22 protein-coding genes are annotated in these 24,413 nt (G+C 57.7%); 5 read left to right on the top strand and 17 right to left on the bottom strand.

The window, feature by feature from the left end; genetic code table 11:
- Positions 1 to 311: 311 nt before the first annotated feature.
- From ACFQX9_RS18280 to ACFQX9_RS18210, 15 genes are all read right to left on the bottom strand, one after another.
- The gene (locus tag ACFQX9_RS18280; RefSeq protein ID WP_377789947.1) at positions 312 to 1,448 is read right to left on the bottom strand and encodes a glycosyltransferase family 4 protein; all 1,137 of its coding nucleotides are present in this window, start codon (positions 1,446 to 1,448) and stop codon (positions 312 to 314) included.
- 141 nt (positions 1,449 to 1,589) lie between these two features.
- Positions 1,590 to 2,765 (bottom strand): glycosyltransferase family 4 protein, encoded by a 1,176-nt coding sequence (locus ACFQX9_RS18275; protein WP_377789945.1) that lies wholly within the window; start codon positions 2,763 to 2,765, stop codon positions 1,590 to 1,592.
- Positions 2,766 to 2,809: 44 nt separating this feature from the next.
- Complete coding sequence (locus tag ACFQX9_RS18270) at positions 2,810 to 4,129, bottom strand: lipopolysaccharide biosynthesis protein (RefSeq protein ID WP_377789943.1); 1,320 nt, start codon at positions 4,127 to 4,129, stop codon at positions 2,810 to 2,812.
- A complete protein-coding gene (locus tag ACFQX9_RS18265; RefSeq protein ID WP_377789941.1) occupies positions 4,113 to 5,177 on the bottom strand; it encodes a hypothetical protein in 1,065 nt (354 codons plus the stop codon). Before ACFQX9_RS18265 ends, ACFQX9_RS18270 begins: the two co-directional genes overlap by 17 nt.
- A 191-nt stretch (positions 5,178 to 5,368) precedes the next feature.
- Positions 5,369 to 5,989 carry a class I SAM-dependent methyltransferase gene (locus ACFQX9_RS18260; RefSeq protein ID WP_377789939.1) on the bottom strand — a complete coding sequence of 207 codons (621 nt, stop codon included), beginning with the start codon at positions 5,987 to 5,989 and terminating at the stop codon, positions 5,369 to 5,371.
- A gap of 130 nt (positions 5,990 to 6,119) precedes the next feature.
- Positions 6,120 to 7,496: a hypothetical protein gene (locus ACFQX9_RS18255; RefSeq protein ID WP_377789937.1), complete on the bottom strand. Its 1,377-nt coding sequence runs from the start codon at positions 7,494 to 7,496 to the stop codon at positions 6,120 to 6,122.
- A gap of 51 nt (positions 7,497 to 7,547) precedes the next feature.
- Positions 7,548 to 8,684: a glycosyltransferase gene (locus ACFQX9_RS18250; RefSeq protein ID WP_377789935.1), complete on the bottom strand. Its 1,137-nt coding sequence runs from the start codon at positions 8,682 to 8,684 to the stop codon at positions 7,548 to 7,550.
- A gap of 58 nt (positions 8,685 to 8,742) precedes the next feature.
- Positions 8,743 to 9,900, bottom strand: coding sequence for a glycoside hydrolase family 5 protein (locus ACFQX9_RS18245; protein WP_377789933.1), 1,158 nt, complete (start codon positions 9,898 to 9,900; stop codon positions 8,743 to 8,745).
- A gap of 80 nt (positions 9,901 to 9,980) precedes the next feature.
- Positions 9,981 to 10,853 (bottom strand): glycosyltransferase family 2 protein, encoded by an 873-nt coding sequence (locus ACFQX9_RS18240; protein WP_377789932.1) that lies wholly within the window; start codon positions 10,851 to 10,853, stop codon positions 9,981 to 9,983.
- A 607-nt stretch (positions 10,854 to 11,460) separates the two neighbouring features.
- Positions 11,461 to 12,210 carry a hypothetical protein gene (locus tag ACFQX9_RS18235; protein WP_377789930.1) on the bottom strand — a complete coding sequence of 250 codons (750 nt, stop codon included), beginning with the start codon at positions 12,208 to 12,210 and terminating at the stop codon, positions 11,461 to 11,463.
- A gap of 22 nt (positions 12,211 to 12,232) precedes the next feature.
- Positions 12,233 to 14,488: a polysaccharide biosynthesis tyrosine autokinase gene (locus ACFQX9_RS18230; protein ID WP_377789928.1), complete on the bottom strand. Its 2,256-nt coding sequence runs from the start codon at positions 14,486 to 14,488 to the stop codon at positions 12,233 to 12,235.
- A 278-nt stretch (positions 14,489 to 14,766) separates the two neighbouring features.
- Positions 14,767 to 15,390, bottom strand: coding sequence for a hypothetical protein (locus tag ACFQX9_RS18225; RefSeq protein WP_377789926.1), 624 nt, complete (start codon positions 15,388 to 15,390; stop codon positions 14,767 to 14,769).
- Positions 15,391 to 15,527: 137 nt separating this feature from the next.
- Entirely contained in the window at positions 15,528 to 17,015 is a 1,488-nt protein-coding gene (locus tag ACFQX9_RS18220; protein WP_377789924.1) for an O-antigen ligase family protein, read from the bottom strand.
- Positions 17,016 to 17,043: 28 nt separating this feature from the next.
- A complete protein-coding gene (locus ACFQX9_RS18215) occupies positions 17,044 to 17,562 on the bottom strand; it encodes a hypothetical protein (RefSeq protein WP_231188845.1) in 519 nt (172 codons plus the stop codon).
- Between the two features lie 219 nt (positions 17,563 to 17,781).
- Positions 17,782 to 18,984 (bottom strand): polysaccharide biosynthesis/export family protein, encoded by a 1,203-nt coding sequence (locus ACFQX9_RS18210; protein ID WP_085359815.1) that lies wholly within the window; start codon positions 18,982 to 18,984, stop codon positions 17,782 to 17,784.
- Between the two features lie 414 nt (positions 18,985 to 19,398).
- Here ACFQX9_RS18210 and ACFQX9_RS18205 point away from each other — a divergent pair, with 414 nt between their 5' ends.
- The 3 genes from ACFQX9_RS18205 to ACFQX9_RS18195 all read left to right on the top strand — a co-directional run bounded on the left by ACFQX9_RS18205 (position 19,399) and on the right by ACFQX9_RS18195 (position 21,633).
- Positions 19,399 to 19,836: a hypothetical protein gene (locus ACFQX9_RS18205; RefSeq protein WP_231188848.1), complete on the top strand. Its 438-nt coding sequence runs from the start codon at positions 19,399 to 19,401 to the stop codon at positions 19,834 to 19,836.
- A gap of 74 nt (positions 19,837 to 19,910) precedes the next feature.
- The gene (locus tag ACFQX9_RS18200; protein ID WP_085359811.1) at positions 19,911 to 20,186 is read left to right on the top strand and encodes a hypothetical protein; all 276 of its coding nucleotides are present in this window, start codon (positions 19,911 to 19,913) and stop codon (positions 20,184 to 20,186) included.
- 166 nt (positions 20,187 to 20,352) lie between these two features.
- The gene (locus ACFQX9_RS18195; RefSeq protein WP_377789921.1) at positions 20,353 to 21,633 is read left to right on the top strand and encodes a hypothetical protein; all 1,281 of its coding nucleotides are present in this window, start codon (positions 20,353 to 20,355) and stop codon (positions 21,631 to 21,633) included.
- Positions 21,634 to 21,643: 10 nt separating this feature from the next.
- On the opposite strand, the gene ACFQX9_RS18190 is transcribed toward ACFQX9_RS18195, so the two are convergent.
- Positions 21,644 to 22,267 carry a transglutaminase-like cysteine peptidase gene (locus tag ACFQX9_RS18190; RefSeq protein ID WP_085359807.1) on the bottom strand — a complete coding sequence of 208 codons (624 nt, stop codon included), beginning with the start codon at positions 22,265 to 22,267 and terminating at the stop codon, positions 21,644 to 21,646.
- A gap of 192 nt (positions 22,268 to 22,459) precedes the next feature.
- Between ACFQX9_RS18190 and ACFQX9_RS18185 the strand changes: the two genes are divergently transcribed.
- On the top strand, positions 22,460 to 23,197 hold the full coding sequence (locus tag ACFQX9_RS18185; RefSeq protein WP_085359805.1) for a metallophosphoesterase family protein: 738 nt from the start codon (positions 22,460 to 22,462) through the stop codon (positions 23,195 to 23,197).
- A gap of 183 nt (positions 23,198 to 23,380) precedes the next feature.
- On the top strand, positions 23,381 to 23,920 hold the full coding sequence (locus tag ACFQX9_RS18180; RefSeq protein WP_231188850.1) for a hypothetical protein: 540 nt from the start codon (positions 23,381 to 23,383) through the stop codon (positions 23,918 to 23,920).
- A 41-nt stretch (positions 23,921 to 23,961) separates the two neighbouring features.
- Here the strand turns inward: ACFQX9_RS18180 and ACFQX9_RS18175 are convergent, their stop codons facing one another.
- Positions 23,962 to 24,348 (bottom strand): hypothetical protein, encoded by a 387-nt coding sequence (locus ACFQX9_RS18175; protein ID WP_231188851.1) that lies wholly within the window; start codon positions 24,346 to 24,348, stop codon positions 23,962 to 23,964.
- Positions 24,349 to 24,413 lie beyond the last annotated feature (65 nt).

Genomic DNA, 24,413 nt, shown 5'->3' with positions numbered 1-24,413 from the left:
GACTCGCCCTCCTTGTTTGAGGCTCTACCCGGTCCATCCGGGCAACCCTCGTCGCAACATCGAGGGTGAGTCGCCTCATTTTGTGGGGGGACATACAGTCTAGCATCACTCCTTAGCTTGCCTGGATTGTCGCGTTTGGCGCATGTCGACAGCTGCAAACATTCTCACCATGGTCTCGGCTAAGACGCTGTCATTCCTCCCCAGGTACGCGCATCGCTCATATGCATGCGCATACGCCCCTTTGCAGGAAGGACCGCTAGCTCGCTCCGGAGCTGCACAGTGACCTCCTCAGTATCAGATCAACCAGGGCTTTAGCGAAACAGAGAAGTTCTAGACATGATCTCCCGCAATGTGCTGGCAAATCGTTCCTCGAATGCTCCCAGCGTGTACCTTTGCAGATAACGATGCCGCGCCACCTGGCCCAGTTTAGTCCGGAGCGATTTGTCCTCGATCAGCCGCTCTAAATGCGCCGTCAACTGCGAGATATCGCGCGGAGCGCAGATGAGGCCTGCTCCATCCTCAAGCAACTCTGGAATCGCTCCTTCCGAAGAAGCAACGATCGCCAATCCATGTCCCATGGCCTCCATCACCACGAGCGGCTGCGCCTCAAAATGATAGTAGCTTGGAAAAGCAAAGATATCACAATCGGCGAATACCAAATCTTTCGCACTTCCGTATTGGGGCCCTAAAAGGATGACCCGTTCACCATTGACGCGCTGAGCTTCAGTAAGCGCCACTAAGACTTTTTCGTCAGAAGGCGCGCCGGCAAAAACGATCTTGTGTCTTGCACCTTTCTTGGCGAGTCGATTGCTTGCCTCTAGTAGATCGAGCGGTCCCTTTTCCTCCAACAAATTCGAAAAGAACAAAATGGTCGGAATTCGCTCCCTGTGCAGCGAACCTACGCTATCGATCGCTCTACTTTCCCCGACATTGACCCCATTTGGCACGGGATAGAAGCGTACCGGCGCAACTGCGCAAGCCACGTCGTCGTAGAAGACCTGAGACAGATGGATTACGTCCGAGTTGCTAAAGAGCCATCGGTAAGCGAGCCTGTAACGGAATGATCTATTGAAATTGATCTTCACGCCTTTTGTGTGCAGATGCAAAATTAGCCTAGAGCCCATCATTTTGCAGGTGCACGCAATAATTAGGTCCCGCCACAACGAGAAGCCGCTAATGCCGGCCGTCAAATAGATCGCCTTGGGCTTCAGCTTTCTTGTCCGCGAGAAGACCTCGTACCAGAGCTTTAGGGACCGCAAGATTTTGAAGAACCCAAACTTGCGCAAATCGTCCAGCTTTTTTGTCATCTGTATTGGCACGACAGATATTTCAAAGCATTCGGCAATCAACTTAGATCCCGCAACGGCGCTCCCCATGACTGCCGCTCCGTGGAATGGTGGCGGAAGATGACATACGACGAGTAACTTAGGTTTCATGCCGTTGATCATGGGACTCCGATGAACACAAGCTCTTAGCCTGACGAAAGCGCTCAGTTCTTTTCAAAACGGTACAGTGCCTGCTTATTGTGCTTGCGAGCACGCCCTCCGGGTTGCCGCCGCACTCTTATTGCTTAGCCGTTGTGGCACGTATCAACTTCGTGCCGAAGAGCGTTTTTGCAGAGCTGCAAGAATGCCGTGGCCGAATCGCCATATCATTCGCTCCATAGAGTAATTCTCCTTTGAAGCGCGGCAACCCTGCCGAAGAGTGGCCAACTTGACGGGGTCATTAAGCGCTTGGACGATCGCATCAGAAAATGCAATGGTATCGTCCGCTGACGACACCATGATGCCATTCACACCGTCGACCAAGTAGTCGATCTCTGGACTGTGCAAGGGGAAGGCCGTGGTGACGATCGGAACTTCCGCCGCAAAACCATCAATGATCGCAAGCCCCACCAATCCGGGCATCAGAAGTAACTTTGATGTCTTGAGAGCCAGGGCCTTGTCGCGATCGAAAGCTGGTCCAAACGCTACCGCCCAGCTGTTCCTCTTGGCAAACTCGTCCACAATTGCCCTATCCTCTCCTCCACCGAGAAAAAGAATCTCAAAGTCTTCAACTTGACTACGAACAGCCTCGCAACATTCAAGCAAGAATGGCAGCCGCTTCTCCTTATACATTCCACCAATGAACACGCACGTATTCCGCCCTCGAATGCCCAGCTTGCGCCGATACTGATCGAGCGCTTCGGCATCAATGGAAGCCAAGTCGTCCTCCAAGTTCCTCGCCTCGATCGTGTTCATTACGCTCGTAGTACGCTCATTTGAGAATCCCCTAGCCTTCACGATTGCTGCGCTCAACTCATTGTATGCGAACCACCAGTGGACACGAGTTAAGAGAACGCTCTTGATCACGCGCGATATGGCGCCGTCAGTTGCCTGAAAATTCTTTCCGTGCCCCCAGTATGCCAATCGCACTAAGCCAAACGCGTTTAGTAACAAAAGTATTGGGTTTAGGAGCAGCTTATTAGCTTGTTCAACGATCACAAGGTCGCTGGAAAGGGCTAACCACAACCCGGGCTGGTAAACAAGAAATCGCCCGCCGAGCTTCACGTAGTGGTTCGGCTTGTACTTGGCCCAACTTACCTCAGCCGCATCCGATTTTGCGCGAGCACTGGGAGGAGGATCGCCATAGAGCAGATCCAGCTGAATGCCCTGTTCACCTAGAAACGACCTCAGTCCATCAAAGAATGGCTTTCGGTAATGAGGAACATAAGTCTGGATGATGAGAGCGCGTCGTGCTCTGCTCTGCGTTCCGTTGATTTGCATGGCTCGGTCCTTAAGGGCATGTCTCATCTATTCTCTTCTGGTCCTCAGAATTCGATGAGTGGAGTTTTACTTCGCTCGTCGAAACGACGTAACGCGAGAATGAATTGCCATACGCTAAACCATAAATTAGTTACGGCACCGCCGATCGCTTGGCTCGCCGCGGCGCCAGCAAGGCCATATCTCGGAACGAGAATCACTAAAAGGCACACCGTAACGAGAGCTGTGAGCGCGACCATTTTATGAAAAGGATTTCGGCCCGTAGCGATAACCATTTGGGTCAACGACCCGGAAACGCACATCGCTATAAGATCCAGCCCAATGATGACGAACGGTACGTGAGTGACATCACGCGACCCCATCGCCAATCGGAATAGATGGGGCAGGCCACTGCTGACAAAGATACCAGCGACAATCGCGCCCAGCGTAACTTTGATTCCAACTCCAACCATTATCTTGCGGGCGTCATTGAATTTGCCTGCGCCGATCGCTCTTGATAACTTCGCTCTTTCAGAAACCGCCAATATAGCGACCGCTTGATCTATCGTCGCTGAAATGCGCGACACAAAGAGGTAGCTACCCAAATACTTCAACTCGACAAAGTGCGCGACGACCGGATACTGCAAATACTTTGTAACGACTGCGCCGGCCTGGAGCACACCGATGCTAAAAGAACTCTTCAAAGCTAAAACTAAATTACGAAAACGGGGCACTCCTCGGAATTTTAGCTTCGGGAAGCTACGATTCGCAGCGATTCCTTTAGCCACGAGAGCCAGCGTGAACGCCGAGTACCATGCCATGAAAACAAAGTTCGGCTCCCTAGCGAAATATGCCGCGATAGAGATAAACGCTAATGAGCCCAGCGCGGCGGCCGCCGAGACGTAGCGTTCGATGTAGTACAGCCCGCCGCCTTCCAGAACAGATTGATAGAGATAGCCGAGCAGAGCAATCGCACCGGCCACCATTGCCAAGAGGAGGCTTACTATGTTGGCGCTTCCGCTAATTGCCGGAATGCAAGCGAATGCTACGAGGAAAATTCCCCAAGCACAAAATAACCCCAATAGAATAAATGCCCTGGCATCGCGATAGATCGCAAAGGTTGTCAAAAACGTTTGATGGTTGGGCTGCTCAACGCCAACGGCATCGTCCCTTCCATGCGCAAACGCTAACTCGCGAGTAGCCGTTAGTAAGAGACCGCAATCAAACAGCATTATGAATGCGACTTGCGCCTGACAAAGCAGAAAGAAGCCTGCATCTTCCGGTGAAAGGAACGTGAGAACTGCCAGTGAAGAGCCGAAACCGGATACTCCGGCCACCCCGAGATAAACAATTCCCGAAAGCCAATTATTTTTAAGTGAGATGCGCATCTTTTTCGGACAGACAGCGAACCAAAACGCTTTCCACAGTCATCCTAAATGCCTCGACTCCGTGGTTCGCAACCAGTACCGCCCGGTAAGCGGCTGCGCGACTTTGTCTCGTCGTGGCGATCATTCGGAGGGTCTCAACCAAGTTGTTGAAATTAGTGGTCACGAACTCCAGCAGGTTCTCTTCAAAATACTTAACGGCGATGCATTCCGCCGGACCGTGAACCAGTATACATCTGGCTTGGGCGACATAATCGATTAGTTTCGAAGGAAACGAAGTCAAGGCTAATTCAGGCAGATCGGGCGAGATGGGGCACACCGCCGCCAAGCTGTCGGCAATTTCCTTGAGATACTCGTTTCGGTTGTCAATCCGGCCACAGACGACCCATTTCGGCACATGGCCGAGCACACGTTCAACATCGGCCCGGGGTACGGTGGCGCGCAGCACCACTTCGTGGCCGCTGCGACGCACGAGTCCGAGCGCGTCGACGACTTCGCGAAAGCCTGCGGAATAGAGGTAATTTAGGTTGCCGACGTAAATGATCTGATTCTTAGTCTGCGCATGCGCAAGAGGCGTTTCGCAGTAGGGAAGTGGGAGTTCACTACAGTCACACCCCAGTCGCGCTCTAAAGCGTTCCGCAAGAGGTGGCGTGATTGCAAAGCAGCCCTCTGCCGCTTGAAACGTATAAGTTAGGTCCGAACGCACCTGAGCATCAGCCGCGCCGACAATCCCTGATGGGCTTTCCCATTGGAACGGATCGTCGACAGCGTAGACGAAATGAGCGAGCCCCGCTGATTTGGCGAGTCGGCCGGCCCTTATATAGGAGGCCGGATCACCACCTAAGACCGAAAGCAGAGCCTCACATTTTTCTCCCCGAAGGTGTGCCTCTAGGTATGCGTCCGCAATCGAGTGCCTTCGCTTGTGGCCGAAGACTCGGTCCTCTAGCCTTTCGATGAGCCGCAGTTGAGGCGGAGCAAAATGGGCAAAGGGGCGAACGGTCGGATGCAACTCGCCGAGCGAGGATCGAAAGCGGCGTGGCGCCAGGAACAATCTTGGCTCCAAAGGCGCCAGCGCTGCGACAATAGGTATTAGTGCTCGATCAAGACCTGTCGAGGCCTTTCGCTCGTGCGGAGGCCAATTTTCTGCGTAGATCGCAAGCGATCTTCTCGGGAAACGTGGTTTCAGCATTAATTGACTATTCCGTGGCGAAGCAACACAGGGTCACAAAAGTGGCGCACCTACTACTTCGTGCCCTCGAAGAAGATCGAGCCGGGCCGATTATCCAAGACTTTCACATCCGGGCATGAACCTATCTGATAGCTCAACGCCTCGGCCTTCGAAAAACCGGCGACTTTAAACATCTTGACAAGGGAAGCCTTGGTGAACCCGCAATGGTGCGAGTTTTTTACCGCCTCACGCTTTGAGACTTCGTATATATCCTGGATGAACTGATCCGGGCTGTCCGCGTCGAACGCTGCCACGATCTTCTCCAAATCCGGGACGACAACGCGGCACACCCCGCTCGGTGCGAGAACGCGTTGGATCTCATTCACGAGCCTGTAGACCTCATCGATGAAAAGGTGCTCGAACACGTGGCTGCTAAAGACGGCCGCGACCGATGCGTCTTTGAAGGGCAGCGGCTTGGTAATATCCAAATATCTCAACCGACGAAAGATGCCTTGCTCGTGCTCCGATAGCCGCTCCTTAGTCATCTTTCCAGCGCTGTACAACAGTCTGGCTGCAAACGGAATTTTTGAGATCATAATATGAGGTGTGATATCCGTGTTTAACCACCCATCAACCGGGCAGTTGAAGGCACCAATATGAAGCTTAATCAAACTATTCGATTCCGGCTGCGACATTGCGTCCCTCTTCCTATTGAAGCTCGGCCTGGGCTTCGACGCAGGCATTGAGCCGAGATTGATAACTGTCATGACTTATGCCCGGTCACCAAGCTCGATACCGGAACAACTTCTTTGCGCTCGTTGGGTTTTACGGCTGCTCGCTGCTGGCGTCAGCAGCCCGATTGGGCGCCTTGACCGTACTCTTGGGCGTTCGATTCGGGGCGGTCGCGGCCCAGCCGCGGTGTTCGCGCTTTCGCCTCTGTACGGCGGAGGCGTGCCCAATACACAAAGCATAGACTGCGGGCAACAGCAGCAGCTGCTGACTAAAAAGAATCATAAAAAACGCGAGTGCGCTCATTGTCCCCGCGAACCTTCCACCCGATAGCGCAAATAAGCTTAGCGAAAAGTAAGCGTATATGGCCAGCACAACCGGGATACCAAATTTGACGAAGGTCCCGGTGAGCCCATTGCCGAAGCCAATATTGCCCTCTCCGACATACTGAGACTGTATCCGCGTGTCCCACAAGATCGGCCGCCCAGTCTCCGCAAATCCATATCCGACGAGAGGTCTAGCCATGACGGCGATGTAATCGACATAAGCATTGCCAAATCGGCTTTGGTACCAAGTATTACTGCGCATCTCTGTCGCTTGAAGCTGACGATCGATTTTTTCAATAGGATTGGAATCGCTCAGGACGAAGAAAACTGAGATGACTACGGCGGCACCAACGAGCAGGTATGTGATTGTGGCGGCACTAGGCAGCCGACCAAGTATGATGGCCCCCACTGGGACCATAGCCAGCAAGCCCATCGTTGAGCCTGTCGTGACTAACGCCGCCCCAAAAACTAGGAAGCGGGTCGTCCGCTCTGAGCGACTGTAGTCTGCTCTGCGCGCAAGCAGAAGAACCATGCTGATCACGAGATTTGCTGCAAAAATACCGGGTTCCCGAAACGGCCCGCTGTTGCGGTATGTATCTTCCGCCGTATGAAAGTTGAAAATGATGATGCTCCGTTCGCTTGTTTCTCCTGTCAACGAGTACATGGGCGTGAAATAGTCCGCGAGATCCATGCCAGCCAGCAAGAGAAGGTGACGCAGAGCAAAGATGAGTAGAGCGACCTTGCATATGATCAGCATCGACTCAACCAGCGCCTCAATCGGCTTGGGCGCGGCGGCGAAAAGCACGGCAACCATTCCAATCTTCAGCAGCTGTCCAAGCAGGCCGACGATCTGATCGGACATCCCGCCCACCACTGACAATGCAAACCACACCACGTACAGCATGCAAATTACAAAAAACGGACGTAGGCGGTCGAAATATCTTAATCGCGGAAAGCAAATAACGAGCTCCACCAAAAACCCGATAATTTGAAATGCAACATAGTTGGCTGTGGACGTAAGCGTCGGATTCCCGGAGAACATCCAAACGAGGAGTGCGATTCCCACCAGCGGAACGCCGCTCTTCGAACGCATGCGGAGCGCCTGAGAGGAACCGACCGCGCGGATGCTTTGATGAACAGGTGCCATTACTCACTATTCCCAAGATATCAGCGCAGATCCGCTGGTTATCGGCTGCTCTTACTCAACACTCTCGAGTGCTGCGTCCGTTAGTCGCTCTTTATACCTGCGTGACTTCGTAAACGCTTGGCGATAGATCTCCAGGTAACGACTGGCTCCAACCTCGGGCGTAAACCGTCGGCGCATCGCGTGGGCTAGCTGCTGCCCGTCCGCCGATCGGCTCTCCCGGGGCCGCCGGGCCACCTGCCTTAGCGCTTCTGCGATCGACTGCGGCGAGGGGTCGACGAAAACCACGTTCTTCAAGCCTTCGAAGTCAACTGCACAGCCAACACGGGTGGTTATACAAACGGCCCCACTCGCCGCTGCTTCCATCAAGACAATCGGCCCTCCCTCGTAGAAGGACGGGCTAACAAACGCATCACAGGCGGCAAGGTAGAGGCCGATATCGTCAACCGTCCCCATGAGCGAGACGGCGCCTTTCGGTACCCGGTCGGCCGTCGCCTTTAGCTCCTCGCCATGGGCTCCGCAATGAAGAAGCCGGATTGACATATCATTGTTGCACAATTCGATGGCTTTAATCAGCGCCTCTAGATTCTTGGACGGACCTTCGTTCGCGATCGCAACCGCTACGAACGATTCCTCGTCCAAGCCTAGGCAATTACGGGCGAGCAACCGGCGCTCTTTTGTAGTTTCTTGGATCCTCGTGGGATCGTACCAATTCTCCGCTAAGAGGGTATCGCACCCAAACTGAGATTTCTCATTCCGAGCAACACGCGATGAAACCGCAACGTGAACGGTTCCAGAAAGCCGAGCCAATTGCCGCCAGATCAACCGCCGCAGACGCAGAATTCCTGCAAACTGGAATTCGTTGTGGATTGTGCGAACACAACCAATTCCAACTAGAGCGGCGACAACGGAATAGTACGGGGACGCCCGTTCGGTATGAACGTGAAGCACATCCGCCGATTCTTCGCGCAGCATTCTGAAAATACGAAGCCAGAATAGTGGCGACCGAGCGTAGGGGATATGAATGACCTTATATCCAGCGCGTTTCAGTCTCTCGGCATAGCTGCCAATCTCAGCCCCTGTCGAAACCACAATGGCTGGCGCCTTGCCCATTAGAAAGGTCGCGGCACTTGCGAGCATAGTCTCAGCGCCACTATGCCGAATTTCGTTCAGGACATGAACAACTTTCATTAACCGCAGTTCTTTCCTGTTCGACGGGTTCTCAAGAATTCAAGCAAGCTGTCGGGTTCTATTTCGGTGCTCGCAATCCGAGTGCCTTAAGATATTCTGACTTCATGAAATTTGTACTCTCGTCATAAGCATAGCTTGTTTTGCGAGGGAAGGTCCAAAAAGCAGATAAGAAACCGAAACGCTCAATTGCCGAATGAACATCGGTGAGCCAGCGAATTTCGCTGGCGCGCACCGCGGGCGAGCCAGCGCCCGTTCCAATGCCGATCGCCGCCGCATACTCACCCACAAAGACGCGCGACGGCTGTAACCGATGATCGCGAGCCCAATCGGCTACCTCCCTTAGGCGGTTTAGAATCCTAGTTTCCCCATAGTCGGAGTTGATATAGCTGCGAGCTGCCCTATCTATCTGCGCTGTACTTTCGAGCGATAGCGCTGCCGCAGCAATTCTTGCTCGTGCCTTCTGGATGGCATTTTCCCGGTCTGCTCGCTGCGGCGGGTACTCGATATTGTCGATCTTTGTGTCGCCCCAAACATACTGGTGCGTAAAAACGAAGGGCTCATAAAAGTGGAACGAAAAAATCAGTTTGTTGTCCAGGAAAAGATAAGGCTGCACCAAGTTCATCATCTGGTCCAACGCTCCGCTACAGCCGGTTACGACCAATGGCAGCATCGGCGCCACCTTTCGCAGTTGCATGATCAAATCTTCCTGGAGCCTAGGCCAGTCGTATTCAACTGCGTTGTTTAGTTTGCAGGGCGGCTCGTTGAAGGGCTCAAGAGCTACGCTATCCTGCGGTCTTCGCTTCAGTTCAATGGCGAGTTGGACCAATCCTGTCCGCAGTGCGCTGAACTGGACTGGATCACTAAGAACTGCGACTTGGTTTTGCCCTACGTTGGGAGACCAAAAGTGCACGTCGACAATGACCGCAATACCGTATGAAAGCAGCCTGTCCGCGCACTCCATGACATGGCCGATCGCGTCAGCGCGCTGATCCTCAGTGACGTTCATCAGCGGGAAGGGATTCGTAACGAGACGCACCATCTGGACGCCGGCGGATTGAAGATCCTGAGCTCGTTCCGGAGTACAAAAAATCTGTGCCGGAACGTAAACAACTCCAGTTCCGCTCGGCCCGGGCTCCCCCTTGGCTCCAACAAATTCCGTGAGCGATACACCCCTTTTGGCATCAAAAAGGCTACCCGAAGCCGTGCCGGCGATCACGGAGTCTCCTCCACCGAGGACGCGTCCCGCTGCGATCAATACCGCGGCGGCGGCAGAAACATATAGCCTCGTTCTTCCATTCATCTTCTGAACGCTGATTTGACGTCCGAAAGCGCAGCCCGAATCAAACCGAGATACGGCGCCGCGACCACGATCGGCGCCCATCCCTTGAAATGTCGGCTATAGGCTAGATTGGGCCGGAGTGGAAATCCAAGCGGATGCTCCATCCTCTTGAAGCGTTCTGATATTGATAGCCCAGGCGCAGTCCAGTCCTTTCGGCCTGACACGTTTAACTCGCAGACGCCGACAAATCCTGGAAGTATCCAATTCCTCGCACCATTGCGACGAGCCAGTATACCCAAGGCAAGGTCAGCATGCATTTGAATGTAGGCGGGATCAATATTGCCGATCTTGTGCGCGATTTCGGATGGAATAAGTACAAAATTTCCATTCAGCGTAAAACATTCCCTCGGACGGTCCGGGAGCGGAGGAAGCTTCCGCAGCTTCCACGGGAAGAGCCGTGATGGCTGCGAGTAGCCGCTGTAGGTGGGCCCCTGCCGCTCGCGGTCGCACATCGCCCCTACAATGACATGTTCGCCGCCGTGGACACTACGCAAATTCTCAAGAGTCGAAAGTGCGCGCACCATCGCATCCGAGAACAACTCCACATCATCATTTAGCCAAACATAGTAGTCGTGACCTTCCGCTAGAGCCGCCGCGTATGCGATACGCATCCCCCCTGCCCAGTAATGAGCGCCATCGCCGTGATGCAGCTGAACTTGCGGAAACGCTACAGCAACGGCGTCAGCGGTCCCATCGCTACTCGCGTCATCTAATAGGTGCACCCTTAAACTAGTGCCGCCGGGCAATTCCAAGCCGTAGATTCGCCTGAGACACGCAAGCGTCCGGCTTCTGCGATTGAAACTCGTTATGCAAATAGCAATCGACTGCATCTGACCTTGGTGCATTTGGTGGCGACCACCTGCTTAATCCACCCCTCGGCGCTCGCCGCAGCGCATCAATACCTCAACTTCTCACTAACTCCTAGCACGCGGATACTATGCGACGAATAAACCTTAATCTGACAACCCATCTCCGGTAGAAAGTGCAAACTCACGCTGAGCAGCCGGTTGTTCTACAGGTTCACGTTAATTGTTCAGCTGCTCATCCGGGTTGAATTCTGTACTTAAAAAAAGTGATACCTTTCATTGAGCCCAAGATGGTGTCGACCCTCTTGTAACCTCCTAGATCAACAGGGCTACACCGATCGGAGCTCTGGTAGCAGACCTTCAGTTTGAACGGTCTTGGGCAGGTATTCTTGATACTGACCACATGATCCAACATGTTAGAGTTCATCGCCTGAACTCGGGCTGCCGCTTCTACATTTAGACAACGCAGCACATCCTGAGCGATGGGTGAGGTGGCGAGCTCCGCTGGCCCCTGCATCGTTATCTTCGGGATTGAGGACGCTGCTTGAGCGCTGCTCTCGATCAGCGGGGGACAGCCGAAAAATAGCGCCGTCGCCGTTAGGGCATTGATCCGCCTGCTCGCGTTCATTCTCTATCTCCACGGCCTGTCGTGCTGAACGATGCCCGGAATTGGGACTTTGTATCCCTGACCTGAAAGAGCACGCGCGAAGCTTTGCCTGCTGGCTAAAGTGATCTGCTCTAGTTTTGGCAATAATCGCGCTCGATAGGCCCAACCGACAGTGGTCAGGTTCTTCGCTGCATCCGCCAAAAAGTCGGCATCGACCATTTCGGCAAACTCTGAAATGACCGCCTCTTGAGTAATGTTGGTAAGCGTCGGAAATATCGCAAGCGCTAGCCCATTGCGGCGAAGCATTAGCCAGCCTTCATAAGGACCACAGCGATAGGACTGATCGAGATAGCGAACATATTGCGGATCGACACCACCGCGGCTCGTCTCGACAGAATAGATCAACAGCCACAGCAAAGAGTCGGTTGGGGTCACGGCAAGCGCTGATCTCACTTTGGTCAATGCGGCTTCTACGGCGCGGTCCGCCTCTTCCGAATTTTTCCGCCGAATTGCCTCTTCTGCCGCGCGAAGGTGGATGAGCGCCTCAGCTTGCGCACGTGCAGGCTCTAGCATCCACAGCTCCGCAGATAAGGCCCCACCGCGTGCGAGCTCCGTAAACGTTCCAACTTTGAAGGTTTCGTCTGCAATAATTTGCGCTGACCAGTCACGTAGCGGCGCGGTCGCCAAGAATGATGGAAGAACATTCAACGACCAGAGTACGCCTGCGACACCTAACGGCAATAACCAAATCCGACTCGATGCCGCCGTAAGCAAGTGAGCCTCCAGATGCAAACAACTAATCCACATACCCGTAACGTGCGTAGTATTTCTGGTAGTAGTAGCGGCCGTGATAAGACTCGTAACGTGACAGCAGTTTTGTGTCTGCCTTATTGAGCACGACGCCGAGCAACTTGTCTTGGATCTCCGGCGCGTTGCGCAGATTGTGCCGCACGACGTCGATCTTCGTCTTGCCCCACTCGACGACGAATACGAACGAGTCTACGAAGGGGGAGGTCACTCGAACGTCGACAACCGGCGCCATCGGCGGCATGTCGATTACGACATAGTCATACTTCGAGCGGAGTAGCGCGACGAGATCTCGCATCGGCTTCGACGCCAGCACCTCGTTGGTATGCAGCAGCTTGGAGGTGGCACCGGTGGGGAGGATCGCAAGCATGGTCTGCGGATCGACGCTGACGACGTCCTCCAGCTGCGCCTTGTGAGCAATGACCTCGACAAGGCCGGCCTGAGCGTCCGGCCGCAAGGCGCGCGACAATGAAGGATTGCGCAGGTCGGCGTCGATCAGGATGACGCGTGCGCCGCCATGAGCGATGAGCTGCGCGAGGTTCGCTGAGAGCGTGCTTTTGCCCTCGTTAGGCAATGTCGAGGTCACCGCCAGCACGCGATTCTCACGCACGATGGAATTGAGATCGACCGCTACTTTCAGCGAGCGCACCGCCTCGGAGAAACGCGACAGAGGATTATCGACGACATAGCGCAAAAGGTCCTGCTGAGGGTTGCTCGCCTTCGGGCCGAACTTGCTAGCCAATCCCGTTGCGGACGCAGCTCCGCCGAGCGCCGGCAGGATCGCCACGCAATTTGTGCCCAGCTCTTCCTCGACTTGGCCGGTGGTACGGAACACTTTGTCGCTTAGCTCGCGCGCCATCGCGGCACCAAAACTCAGCATCAGGCCGCCTAGCAGCGCTGCAGCTAGAACGAGCAGGCTTTTCGGGGAACTCTTACCTAGGGGGGTAGTCGCGGCGCTGATCACACGAGCCTCGGTGATCGGAAACGATTGCTGCTGCACGCTTTCCATGTAGCGCTGCAAGAAATTGTCGTACATCGCCTGGTAGCTCTGCGCAGTGCTCTCGAGTTCGCGAAGCTGGATCTGCGCTTGATTGGTGAGCTGCGATTCCGAGACGACGTTGGCGAGGCTCGCTTTGATGCTCTCCTCGCGCGTCACTGCGATGTCATAGTCGCTCTTGTAGGATTCCTGGATCCGCTTGAGCTCGTCCTGGATGTTCTTCTTGATCTCCGCCATCTGCCGGCGAAGATTGACCGCCGCCAAATGATCCGAGCCGTATTTCATAGCCCAGATCGATTCCTTAGAGGCCATGTCGACGTATTGCCCGCGGAGCTTGACAATGGTGTCATTCTTCAGCGCATCCGCGACGTTAGCGTCCGGAATCTCTTGCTTGAGCATCTCGTTCATGCGGTCGAGTCGCGCCTTGGCCTCGGCGGTGGCCGCGTGCGCCATGATGAGCTGGCTGTTCACCTCGGCGAGCTGCTGTTCGTTCATTAATCGGCCGCCTGCATCGACGATGTTGTTGGCCTGCTTAAAATCGACCACCGCCCTCTGTGCCGCGGAGGCTTGGGTGCGCAGCTCCTTGATGCGGTCCTGAAGCCAAACGCTGGCGCGCCGCGTCGCTTGGTATTTCGCCTCCAGCTGGTCGACGATATAGGCGTCAGCGATGGCGTTTGCGATTCGAGCCGCCTTGGCGGGGTCCTTCGAGGTGTAGCCGATCTCCATCACATAGGTGAGACCGAGGCGCTTGATAGTGCGGTTCTTCGCAAACACTCCGAGCGCCTTCCGGGTCTGCTCGAATTCAGAGGACGCATGCTGATCGGAGAAGATCCCGCCGATAAAGCCAAGCAGCGCGCCGAGCACGCCACCGCCGCTGCCGGTAAATTCAGGGTCTTCGATCAGATGAAGGTCACGGACCACTGCGAGGCTGATATTCTCGGATTTCAGGATCTCGACCTGGGTCTCCACCGTGGCCGAATCGATGGCAATATCTCCGAGCACGGATTGCTGTTGGAACAGCTGTACCTTGCGCGTGTCGATCACCATTGAGGCGGTCGACGTGAACTGCGGCGCCGCGGTGAAGAGATAGAGCACCGCAACGATCACGCACGCCGAGACGATCGCGATGATGGTCGGGAATTGACGGCGGACGATCTCGAGGTAATAGGCCAGCGTCTGCGATGGAGAGCTGTCGACCTCCATGACTTCACGATTAATCTCCGAGGTCGACTTGTTCAGTTGCAGCATCGGGCAATTCCCAAAAGAAATCCGTTAGACTCTGAAGGATTGGAAGTCCGGCTAAGGGGCGCAGCGTTCACGAAGCGCTCGCACAAGGATGACACCACACGCCAGAATAGCACGACCTAATCGGGACCAGAACTGAATCGACGCAGCGCAATGCGCCAAGCCTACGTCAACTGATATGAAGCTTAACGGCCGAAATGCAAAACGGCGCGATGAAGCGCCGCTTTGACTGGATCGCGAATAAGGCAGCCTGGAGGCTTTTAGCCTCCGGGCAAATACGGTCAGCGCGAGCTGATGCGGTTGGCGGCGTTGGTGGTGCCGCTCACGCCGCCCGAGGCGCCGCCGCTGACCTGCGTCGCATAGTGCAGGCCGCCGAAGGTTGCGAGGGTCCCGCCCTGACCGCCGTTCGCAAAACCGCCCGCTCCCGTGGGGCCGCCCGCGCCGGAGCCGCCGCCGCCCGCGCCACCGCCGGCCGCCGCGATGGCGACGTCGCCCGTCGCGGCTTGGTAGGCTGCGATCACGTCGGGGTTGTTGGTGCCGGCGATCGCCGCCTGGATCTCGGTGGCGAAAGCCTGGTCGCTCGTCGCGGCCATGCGCGCAACTTGGGCCAGGCCGGCAGTGATCGCGCGGATCTGGTCCTTGGTGGTCGCGGGGTCCTTGAGCAGCGCGATCAGGGCCGGAAGCGTTGTCGGATCAGACGCGCCGAGGTCGCGCACGCGCGAGATCAGCTGCGCACCGGCCGGAAATTGCGTCAACAGCGTGGCTGGTGTCGCCTTGAACTCGGAAATGACCGTGGCCGGCAGCTGGCGCTGCGGCGGGTAAACGGCGGCGCTTGCGGCGCTCGAAATCGTCGCGGCCAGGGCCGCGGCCGCAACCGTGCGAAGCGCAATCTTGATAACGCTCATAATAAACCTCCAAAAAACGTCTGCCCACTTTACGTCTCGGCCCGGGCAAGTGGCTGTGTAGTGTCGGAACCTAGCGGAAGAGTAAATCGCTGTCCACTTATTCTAAAGACTTCGTAAACGGCGCAACTGCTTCAAAACTAGACAGTTTTGTGAAGCGCGCGGGCGCGGCGCTGGCCTCGCGCGGGCTGCGTCCGGCGCCCCTGCTGGTCCGGTGCGGCGATCGCCTCGCCTTGCGCCCGCGCCGCCTCGCGGATGCGGAACGATTGCGAAAGGCCGGCGCCGAAAAGCGCAAAGAACGGAATGGAATAGCCGGGGATCTGGAGCGTGAAGTCCAGGCAGGAATGCAGCAGCGACAGGCTCGCGGTCGCCGCCGCTGCCAGCGGGATGATGGCGTCGCGCCGCCGGGCGAACACGCCGCGGCCGAGGATGACGAACATGACCGCCCATGCAACCGCCACCAAAAGCGCCATCGGGATGCCGACGTCGGAGGCGAGCTCCAGCGGCGTGGAATGGGCGATATCCCAGATTCCGCGAATCGAGATGTTGGGGCTGCGGTAGGGCGGGAAGGCCCATTGGAAGGTGCCCATGCCGGTCCCGAACCAGGGATTGTCGGCGATGATCTTGAGCGTCGATTTCCAGGCCTCGATGCGGCCCTCGTCGACTAGGCCCTGGCTGTCGAACCGGCTGGAGACGCGGCCGCCGAGCAGCTGCATCAGGCCGAGCGCCACCACCACGCCGGAGCCGAGCGAGATCCAGATTCCGGTCCGCGGCGGCAGGTCGTTGCGCAGGAACACCGTGAAGGAGGCGATCATCGCGAGCAGCGACAGGCTGACGCCGGCGCGCGAGCCGGTCATGAACATCGCCATCAGGCAAATCAACAGCGCTCCGAGATGTGGCAGGATCTGGCGCGGCGGGATCTCGGCCACGTCGCGCGACACGCGCTTCCATTCGATGTGCCGCTCAGGCAAGCGCCGGCGGACATCCTCCAGGATCAAGAGCATCCAGATCACCGCGCAGGACCCGAAATAAGCGGCGGCCGTGTTGCGGTTGATGAAGGTGCCGGTGACGCTGCCCACATAGGCCGTCTTGTCTCGCCACAGGATCATGGTGGGCTCGATCAGGAACGAAGCGACGCCATAAAACGCGTAAAGGCCGCCGGAGACGGCGATGACCCAAAGCAGACGTCGGGCGCGCTCACGCTCGGCACCGACGGTGATGCCGAGGAGGATCGCCAGAATATTGCCGAGCGGCGCACCCAATGCGAAGAACGCCTCGTTCTTGACGATGGATGCCGACGGCGCAATCGGCACGCCCAGGAGTTCGGACGCCTGCTTCCAGATCGGATTGAACGGCGCGATCCAGGGATGATCGGACAGCTGCTCATGCAGCACGAAGGCGTATCCGGCCACGATCACCCCGATGCCCGCGATCATCCAGAAATGGGGGCGGCGCAAGTCGCGCGTCGGCGCCACGATCAAGGCGAGGCCCAGGCACAGGCACCAGAACGCGATCGAGAGGTCGTTGGTCGAGCCGAACGGGAACGGCGCCCCGGCGACGACGAAGAACAGGATGAAGGTCGCAGGCCAGCTCCACGACCAACGTATACGGGGAAGCGGAAAGCGCATCGTCGGTTGGCCGGCCTTGGCTCTAGCTCTAGAGGAAGCAATCGATCGGATAGATCTTCAGATCCACGTTCAAGCGGCTGATCCGGGTCTGCGCCCGGAAGCCGTAGAATAGCCCAAGATTATCACTCCCCGAGTCGAGTTTTATTCCGGGGGTTAATTCATCCGGCGGGACCAGCAGCCCGATATGGCGGTTGATGCCGGATATCTCGACTCGCCCGTCCCCCTCGCCGAAATGTCCCGCGAGCTGGGTCACCGTCACCTTCGGCAGCCCGCGGCGCTGATGGCAGACCTCCTCTTCCCATAGCTTGGTCTGCCGAACGAGAGGTTTGCCCGCGCCGTCGGGAACAACAATGTCTGAGAAGTTGGGGTGCAGCATTCCGAAGAAGCGACTCTCCTTGGCGTTTGCTGAAAGCCGGACGGTGAAGGAGAGCTCGCCCTTGGCCTCGCGCAAGTGCCGAAAAATTGGTGCATCAGGCTCAGCCGAGACCACCACGTCGATCCGGTGGCGGACACCGAGCTGTTGGGTTTCGCCGGCAGCCTTGCCCATCAGAGACGGCCCCGCGATGACGAGAGCCAATAAGCACCGAGCTGCTTGCCGTCCAAAGCACATGAAGACCTTGCAACCTGCGGGGTGACCGATCGGCGGTGAATCTTGCTCGGTGAAGCCTTGATCCACCCCGAACAGAACCGCTGTGATTGCTAAACGAAAATGGCACCGGGACAAAGCCCCGGTGCCATCGTTTCGCGGATCAGGTTGGCTCCGGCCTTACGGCGCCAGCTTGATGTTGTTGCGGAAGATCAGGGCGTCGTTGGAGAGGTTCACGGCATCGCTGCCGGTCGCCATGATCACACGCAGGAACTGCAGGAACTTGGCAGTTTCGACGTTGCGCGAGTTCGAGACATAGAGCACGTCGCCATTCTTCATCATGACCTTGGTGGCCAGGAAGAAGCCACCCGGATCGCGGAAGTTCACGTTGAAGATGACCGGGATCGTCTCAGAGGTGTACTTGCTGACGTCGACGCCAAGCTGGGCAGCAACCTCACGCGGCTCGCGGCGATAGAGATAAACGGCTGCCGGATCGGCCTGGCCATCCAGGAGACCACCGGCCTTGCCCACGGCTTCGCCAAGGTTGATGCGCCATGCGTCGAAGTTGAACTCGCCGCTCTGACCGCTGGCACCGAACGCCAGGAACTTCTGCTGTTCGCGGTAGACGTAGATGCTGTCCTCAGGCCGAACATAGACGTTGTTCTCAGGCGCCATGACGAGATTCTCGAAAGGCACGGTTGCCCTACGCCCGCCGCGCTCCAGCATGACCCAGGTCTCGAAACCCTGGCCCTTGATGCCGCCAGCGCGGGTGATCGCGTCGAGCACCTTGTCCTTGGCACCCGCCGCACTCGCCGGATAACGCGCCGGCGCGTTGACCTCACCGAGCACGCTGATGAGCTGTGTCCGCTGCGAGGACATCGCAACCACGACCTGAGGCTCAATGGCGCGGTTGGAGATCTTCTCAACGATAGAGCGCTGAATTTGTACCGCAGTGAGACCCGCCGCCTTGACCTGGCCGGCGTAGGGCACAGTGATGAAGCCGTCATTGTCGACCGACTGATCCGGGATGGTGACGAAGTTGCCCGGACGGACGCCGGCTTCTGCCGGGATGAACAAACCGCCTGCCGCGGCTTCGAAGATGGTGACGCTGACAACGTCGCCGATGCCGAACACGATGCTGGCGGGCGGACGGCGATCGGTGAACACTCCCGCGAGCCCCTTGGGCTCATGGGTGTGCAGGATCTTCACCGTGGCCGGGTTGAGCGGCACCAACTCGTACGCCGGTGCATTCTCGGTCTGGATCTTGTTGTTGACGTCGTCGGTTAACGGGCCGGAGCCAGGGTTGGTCGAACACGCCCCCAGCGCCAAAGCGACGGCCAGGAAAGCCGGCTTGAATAGATACGTTTTGGCAAAGGTATGCATGAATGGCCCCCGTAGTTCCAATTGCATCGATTGGTACGGCCTAGTGGGCAGTGCGACAAGGGTTCCCGGCCCTGAGCGAATGGTTAACGGCCCAATGAGTCCCCAACTGTTGCGTGCAAGCCACGGTTCGGAACCCCGCTAACCCTTTGTGACTGTTTGTTGACATCCTTTTGCCCGATGTACGGGCACCATGCCCAGGAAGAGACCTTCTCCAAAACCCCCGCCCTTCTGCTAGTAAAGCCGACAGCACCAATTTGATGGATTTCCGACGTGCCGATTCTGGCTTTGGCCCTTCTTGGATTGTTGTCGTCCTTATTTGGGGGACTTTCATCGCCTCCTGCTGCGGGCTCTGCCCCCTTGAGAGGTGATTGCGCCGTCGGGCCATCAGGATTGCACTCGGTCTGCACGTTTGCGGTGGCAAGCCCATCCTCGATCTGGAAATTCACCCGCACCCAAGGCCCCAAAGAGGGCGAGAGCTTCGCTTCCATTTCCAAGACAGCCGAGACGATGCAGTCTGACCCGGAGTTCGCCGGCCTGATCGTCCGCTGCGCTCCCAAGGGCAAGATCGACGTGTTGGTCGCCTTGATCCGGCCGTTCCCGCCACGGAGCCACCCGCGAGTGACGATCTCCTCAACTGGCGGCGGTACCCAGACGTTCGAGGCCAGCATGGCGGCGGCCGGCGCTGCCGTCCTATTACCCGACGAAGTTTCTGCGTTCGCGGCCGGTAAGTGGCAGACGACGCCCTCGCTTTCCGTGGTGGTGAAGGAAAGTGACACCGAAATCAAAGGCGTGGTGACCCTGAGCGGGCTTCGTGAAGCCTATAATTCTCTGGCGGCAAGTTGCGGCCAATAGACAAAATTTAGCCATACGACTTAAGGGTCTTTTTAGGGTGGGGAACCTAAGGTCCGGAGCACGGAGTGTTTCGGATGACCGAGCTTTTGATCTTCAGCTTTCTCGTGGGCGCCGTTCTGGGCCAACGCTTTCGCGTCCTGGTGCTCCTGCCGCTGACATTCGTCATGCTGCTCGCCGCGATCCCGGTCGGCTGGATGGCCAATCTGGGCTTCCTTGACGGCCTGAAGGGCGTGGCGTTCGCGGCTATCGCGCTCCAGGCCGGCTATCTCTTCGGCTCGGCCGCCCGCTTTGCTCTCGCCGCCGGTCGTGCCGCCCGCGTGTTTGCCCGTCCGCTCAAGACCGCCCGCTGACCTCTTTGGCGCATCAAGAGTCCGTCTGATCCCCCGCACGCGACGCTGCCTTAATGTGGGGTTGGGTTGGGGTTGGGAGCTGCGTTGGCTGCAGAGCTCTGTTTGAAAACTTGCCTCCGGCTTGTATGGTGGCCTGACCCTTTCAGGATTCCTTCCAGGCGCACGTTTGTCCTTCGCTTATTTTGCCCTCATCGTTTGCCTTGTTTCTGCATCCGCTCTCGACATTGCCGGCGCCAAATTCGGCGTACAGCTCGGGATGACGGCTACGGCCCTGGGGCTATTTGCAGCGGTCTTCAGCGCACGAAAGGCCGACTACGAGCACTATCTGCGTGCCACGGTCTGGGGCCGTAGGATCCTGATCGGCATTCCCCTTTGTATCGCGGCTCAGCTGGTGCCGCTGTGGCTGAGTTGGGCGCATCCGATCTGGGCGAGCAGCCACGATGCTCTGGCTGGCCTGTCGCTTGGGCCAGTGACGGCGGATCTCGGCCTCACCCTGAATGCGCTGTTTCAAGCCCTCGCAGCGATCTCGTTGCTCAGCGTGACCATCGTCGTGGTCCGTGACCGCAGCCGTGCCGAACTGGTGCTGTTCGTGCTGAGCGGGGTAACAGCGGTGTCGGCTCTGACCTTGGATTTGCGTCCGTTCTCATCCGCCCTTGCAACCGCCGTTCCTTCCGACCTGGCGACAACGATGGCCGGTCTTGGCGTCATGCTTAATATAGCCGTCATGCAGCTGGCCGCCGAGCGGGCCGAAACGCGCCACTCGGTCGTTCGATCGGTCGCCATCGGCCTTTGCGGCCTTGTGGGCGCTCTGGCCAGCGCGGTCGCGGTTTTTGGCTTGTCGGGGACGAACAGCGCGATCGCCGCGGCCTTTGGCCTCGTGTTGATGTTGCTGATCCTTGTCATTCGAAGGATCGACCTATCCCCGTTGGCCGCAGGCGCGCTGTCCTTAGCCGCGCTGGTCGGAGCGATCATTGTCCTGAGCTTCTTGTTCGAAAAGAATGCAGGGCCGATTCTTTTGCGGCTCGTCGCGGAGGTGGGGGCCGAAACCAGAGCCGCGCTGGAGCGAATGTTGGCCGACACCAGGTGGTTCGGTGCGGGGGCAGGCACCTTTTCTGCCGTTGGCAGGATCTACCAAAGCGATTCCGGCGCGGCTTTGATGGCGCCCTCGACGGCTTTTGCCATCTTCGCGGATACCGGATGGATCGGTTTTTCCGCCGCGCTGCTGGCGGGCATGTTGGCTTTGGGCCGCTTGTTTTTGGGGGCTTTGCAGCGCGGCCGCGACTCGTTCTTCCCTGCGGCGGCCGCGGCCTGCCTTGTCTTCGCGCTGGTTGAGGGCTTCGCTGGTTCAGGACTGCTGCATCCGGCAGCAATCCTTTGCCTGTCAACGATCATGGGACTCGGCTTGTCCCAAAGCATCACCCAGTCCCCACGCGGCACGGGTCATTAGTCGTTCGTCGTTAGACGTCGCGATCAGCCAGTGACGCCCAGTAGGTCGGGTTCTTGGGCATTTGGATGCGGACCCACCGATAGGACTTTTTCGACCAGGGCAGGATGTGCCCGGTGAGGTTATCCAGCACGAGATCGCCGGCGAACGTGCGCACCACGACCACAAGATGATGCTCACCCCAGGTCGTCACGACCTCGCTGAGCAACACCGATCGCGCCGGGAAGCCCTTGGCAATCAGATCGTGGCGTTTTGTCACGGCGTAGTCGTTGCAGTCGCCGCTGGTGGGATGCAGCAGCCACTTCTCGCCGCGCAGCCCCTCCAAATTAGGCTCGGGTCGGATCGCGCTGTTGACCCGCCGATTGACCTCCTGAAGCTGGGCCATGCGCTCGGCCGTGAGCTTGAGACGTCCGCCCCTGAACACGATTTGCTGCGGTCGCGGCTTACACTCGCCCTCGTACTTCAGGCAAAAGAGCGTGAAAGCCATCGGCGCCAGGGTCGGCTGGTCGAACTTGATGTACTGGATGGCGCCGCGCAACGCCGACGGCGCACCGACAAAGGCGGCCTCGGCCTTGTGTTGAGCCGCCCCAGCCAACAGAGCGGCGGCAATCGCCAGGAACTTTAAAGTCTTGCGCATGTCGCGCTCCCCATTTCTTGTTGGGGAAACGCTACGGGACACGTCTTGAAATCCGGCTCAAAAGCCGAGCGATCCTTTAATCAAAACCGCTGCGACTCCGTCAGAAACAATTAAGAATACCGATGCGTAACTTGTTCTGCTATGAGCGACCATGCCCTCCATTCATGACGCCAGACCCGATTCGACCAGCTGATGGGCCTTTCCAAGCGTTTTCGTAAGAACGTCAAGCCGCGGCTCCCCGACGGCGTGAGGATCTATGCCATCGGCGATGTGCATGGACGCGCCGACCTGCTTCAGTCGCTCTTAACTGTCATCGACGCCGACCTTGCCCGCTCCGCTCCCGAACGAGCGATTCAGGTCTTTCTTGGCGACTACGTCGACAGGGGCCCGGACTCGCGCGCTGTGATTGATCTCCTGATCGAGCGCTCGAAGTCGCATGAGACAGTGTGCCTCAAGGGCAATCACGAGGTGTTCCTGCTCGAGGTCCTCAAGGACCCGGCGCGCCTGGAGGAATGGCGTCGCTACGGAGGCCTGCTGACCCTTGTTTCATACGGCATCAACCCGACGATGAATCCGACGCCGGAGCAGCAGATTGAATTGATCGAAGGGTTGAGGCAGGCGCTTCCGCGGGAGCATCTTTCGTTTCTTCAGCAGCTCCGCCCGTCCTTCGCGTGTGGCGACTTCTTCTTTGTGCACGCCGGCGTCAAGCCGGGCGTAGCCCTGGAACGTCAGAAGGAGGAGGATCTGCTCTGGATCCGCGAGGAATTCCTCGAGTCCGAAAGACGCTTCGGCAAATATATCGTCCACGGCCATACCCCGGTCAGCGTCCCGGATATCCGCTCAAACCGGATCAATATCGACACCGGCGCTTACGCGACCGGCAACTTGACCTTGCTCACGATCCAGGGCGATAGTCTGCTCGCAATTTAGGACTTTTGCAGAGTTGCTGGCCAACTCCTGCGCCCTTCCACACGGGCATCGAAATTCATCATGAGCCGCATGACCTTGCTTCGCATCATTGGCGCCTGCATCGCAGTGATGTTGCTGCTTTACGCAGCATTGGGGTTTTACGGCGATCTCACGCGGTCGAACTTTCGGGCGAGCGATTTGTTCTTGGGCGAGTTTCCGCCCGAGAAGGTCAACGTAGCCGCTTCGGGCGTTCTGGCGCCCCTTTCATTCGACGGCGACTTGCTGGCGAATTATGCGGCGGCCAAAGCCGCGGATTTTCTTCACCGTCCTGCAGCCGATGTGAACAGCAGGGCCGCCGAGAACAAGGCTGCCCAGGATGCCGTTGTTGCGGCTCTGAAAGTATCGCCCATCCGGCCCGCGCTTTGGCTGACGCTCGGCACGCTGAAGACGCAGGCGGGTGAGCTGGCGACGCCTGCAGTGAAAATGTCTTACCTGGCCGGCGCGGTGCCGATCGCCGTCGCCTTCGCACGGCTCCAAACCGTCACATCGAACGCGGCAGCAGCCGACGAAGAGATCAAGCTGCTGGCGCAATCGGACGTCCGCGCGGCGCTTGCCAACCGCTCTCGCTACGAGCAGCTCCTGATCGCTGCCTACCTGCAGGCCACGCCGCAAGGCAAGTCGCTGCTTCTGGAGACCACGCAGGGGACCGATCCCAAGTTCAATCAGATTTTGCGGCGGTACTGAAGTTCGAGCGCGAGTTAGCCTGCTGGCTTGCAGTCAATTTTTCAGCGCGTCGCTTTTGGTGCGATCGGCACGAAATCCCGCTCACGGCGCGGTTGATCCGGTCGCCCCTGGTAGACGAACATGCCCTTCTTGGTCGAGACGATGTCGCCGCGCTGCAGGCTGTCGTCGTTGAGGAGGCGTTCGGTCGCGACAAGGTCCGGATCCTCCGGGACCGGTTTATAGAGCTCTGGATGGTCCCGCCGCTCGCGCGAGAGCTCCTTGGCTCGTCGCCGCGCATCTTCGATACGCTGACGCCACTCGTCACGGCTGACTTCCGGCTCGCTTGGTGGAAGATAGTCGCTGACCGAGGGCTCCGGTTCGGTCTGCGCAAAACACGAGGGCGGATTGGCGAGACCGAAGTCGATTGCACCGGCAACGGTCAGGACCACTCCGGCCAGCTGCCCAAGCCGCCTGGCATGAGCTAGAAAGGTGTGAGGTCGCGCGGTTGGCACGC

The sequence above is a fragment of the Bradyrhizobium sp. GCM10028915 genome (assembly GCF_042666195.1).
Classification (GTDB): domain Bacteria; phylum Pseudomonadota; class Alphaproteobacteria; order Rhizobiales; family Xanthobacteraceae; genus Bradyrhizobium; species Bradyrhizobium canariense_D.
This window is presented reverse-complemented; position numbering and strand designations above follow the sequence as displayed.

What these genes read in the sequence shown, in the direction of transcription:
- ACFQX9_RS18225 (WP_377789926.1), bottom strand. Translation starts at nt 15,390, where the DNA reads ATGAGCGTTATCAAGATTGCGCTTCGCACGGTTGCGGCCGCGGCCCTG.
- ACFQX9_RS18215 (WP_231188845.1), bottom strand. Translation starts at nt 17,562, where the DNA reads ATGGGCAAGGCTGCCGGCGAAACCCAACAGCTCGGTGTCCGCCACCGG.
- ACFQX9_RS18210 (WP_085359815.1), bottom strand. Translation starts at nt 18,984, where the DNA reads ATGCATACCTTTGCCAAAACGTATCTATTCAAGCCGGCTTTCCTGGCC.
- ACFQX9_RS18270 (WP_377789943.1), bottom strand. Translation starts at nt 4,129, where the DNA reads ATGCGCATCTCACTTAAAAATAATTGGCTTTCGGGAATTGTTTATCTC.
- ACFQX9_RS18185 (WP_085359805.1), top strand. Translation starts at nt 22,460, where the DNA reads ATGGGCCTTTCCAAGCGTTTTCGTAAGAACGTCAAGCCGCGGCTCCCC.
- ACFQX9_RS18255 (WP_377789937.1), bottom strand. Translation starts at nt 7,496, where the DNA reads ATGGCACCTGTTCATCAAAGCATCCGCGCGGTCGGTTCCTCTCAGGCG.
- ACFQX9_RS18240 (WP_377789932.1), bottom strand. Translation starts at nt 10,853, where the DNA reads ATGCAGTCGATTGCTATTTGCATAACGAGTTTCAATCGCAGAAGCCGG.
- ACFQX9_RS18260 (WP_377789939.1), bottom strand. Translation starts at nt 5,989, where the DNA reads ATGTCGCAGCCGGAATCGAATAGTTTGATTAAGCTTCATATTGGTGCC.
- ACFQX9_RS18275 (WP_377789945.1), bottom strand. Translation starts at nt 2,765, where the DNA reads ATGCAAATCAACGGAACGCAGAGCAGAGCACGACGCGCTCTCATCATC.
- ACFQX9_RS18190 (WP_085359807.1), bottom strand. Translation starts at nt 22,267, where the DNA reads ATGCGCAAGACTTTAAAGTTCCTGGCGATTGCCGCCGCTCTGTTGGCT.
- ACFQX9_RS18220 (WP_377789924.1), bottom strand. Translation starts at nt 17,015, where the DNA reads ATGCGCTTTCCGCTTCCCCGTATACGTTGGTCGTGGAGCTGGCCTGCG.
- ACFQX9_RS18200 (WP_085359811.1), top strand. Translation starts at nt 19,911, where the DNA reads ATGACCGAGCTTTTGATCTTCAGCTTTCTCGTGGGCGCCGTTCTGGGC.
- ACFQX9_RS18250 (WP_377789935.1), bottom strand. Translation starts at nt 8,684, where the DNA reads ATGAAAGTTGTTCATGTCCTGAACGAAATTCGGCATAGTGGCGCTGAG.
- ACFQX9_RS18230 (WP_377789928.1), bottom strand. Translation starts at nt 14,488, where the DNA reads ATGCTGCAACTGAACAAGTCGACCTCGGAGATTAATCGTGAAGTCATG.
- ACFQX9_RS18280 (WP_377789947.1), bottom strand. Translation starts at nt 1,448, where the DNA reads ATGATCAACGGCATGAAACCTAAGTTACTCGTCGTATGTCATCTTCCG.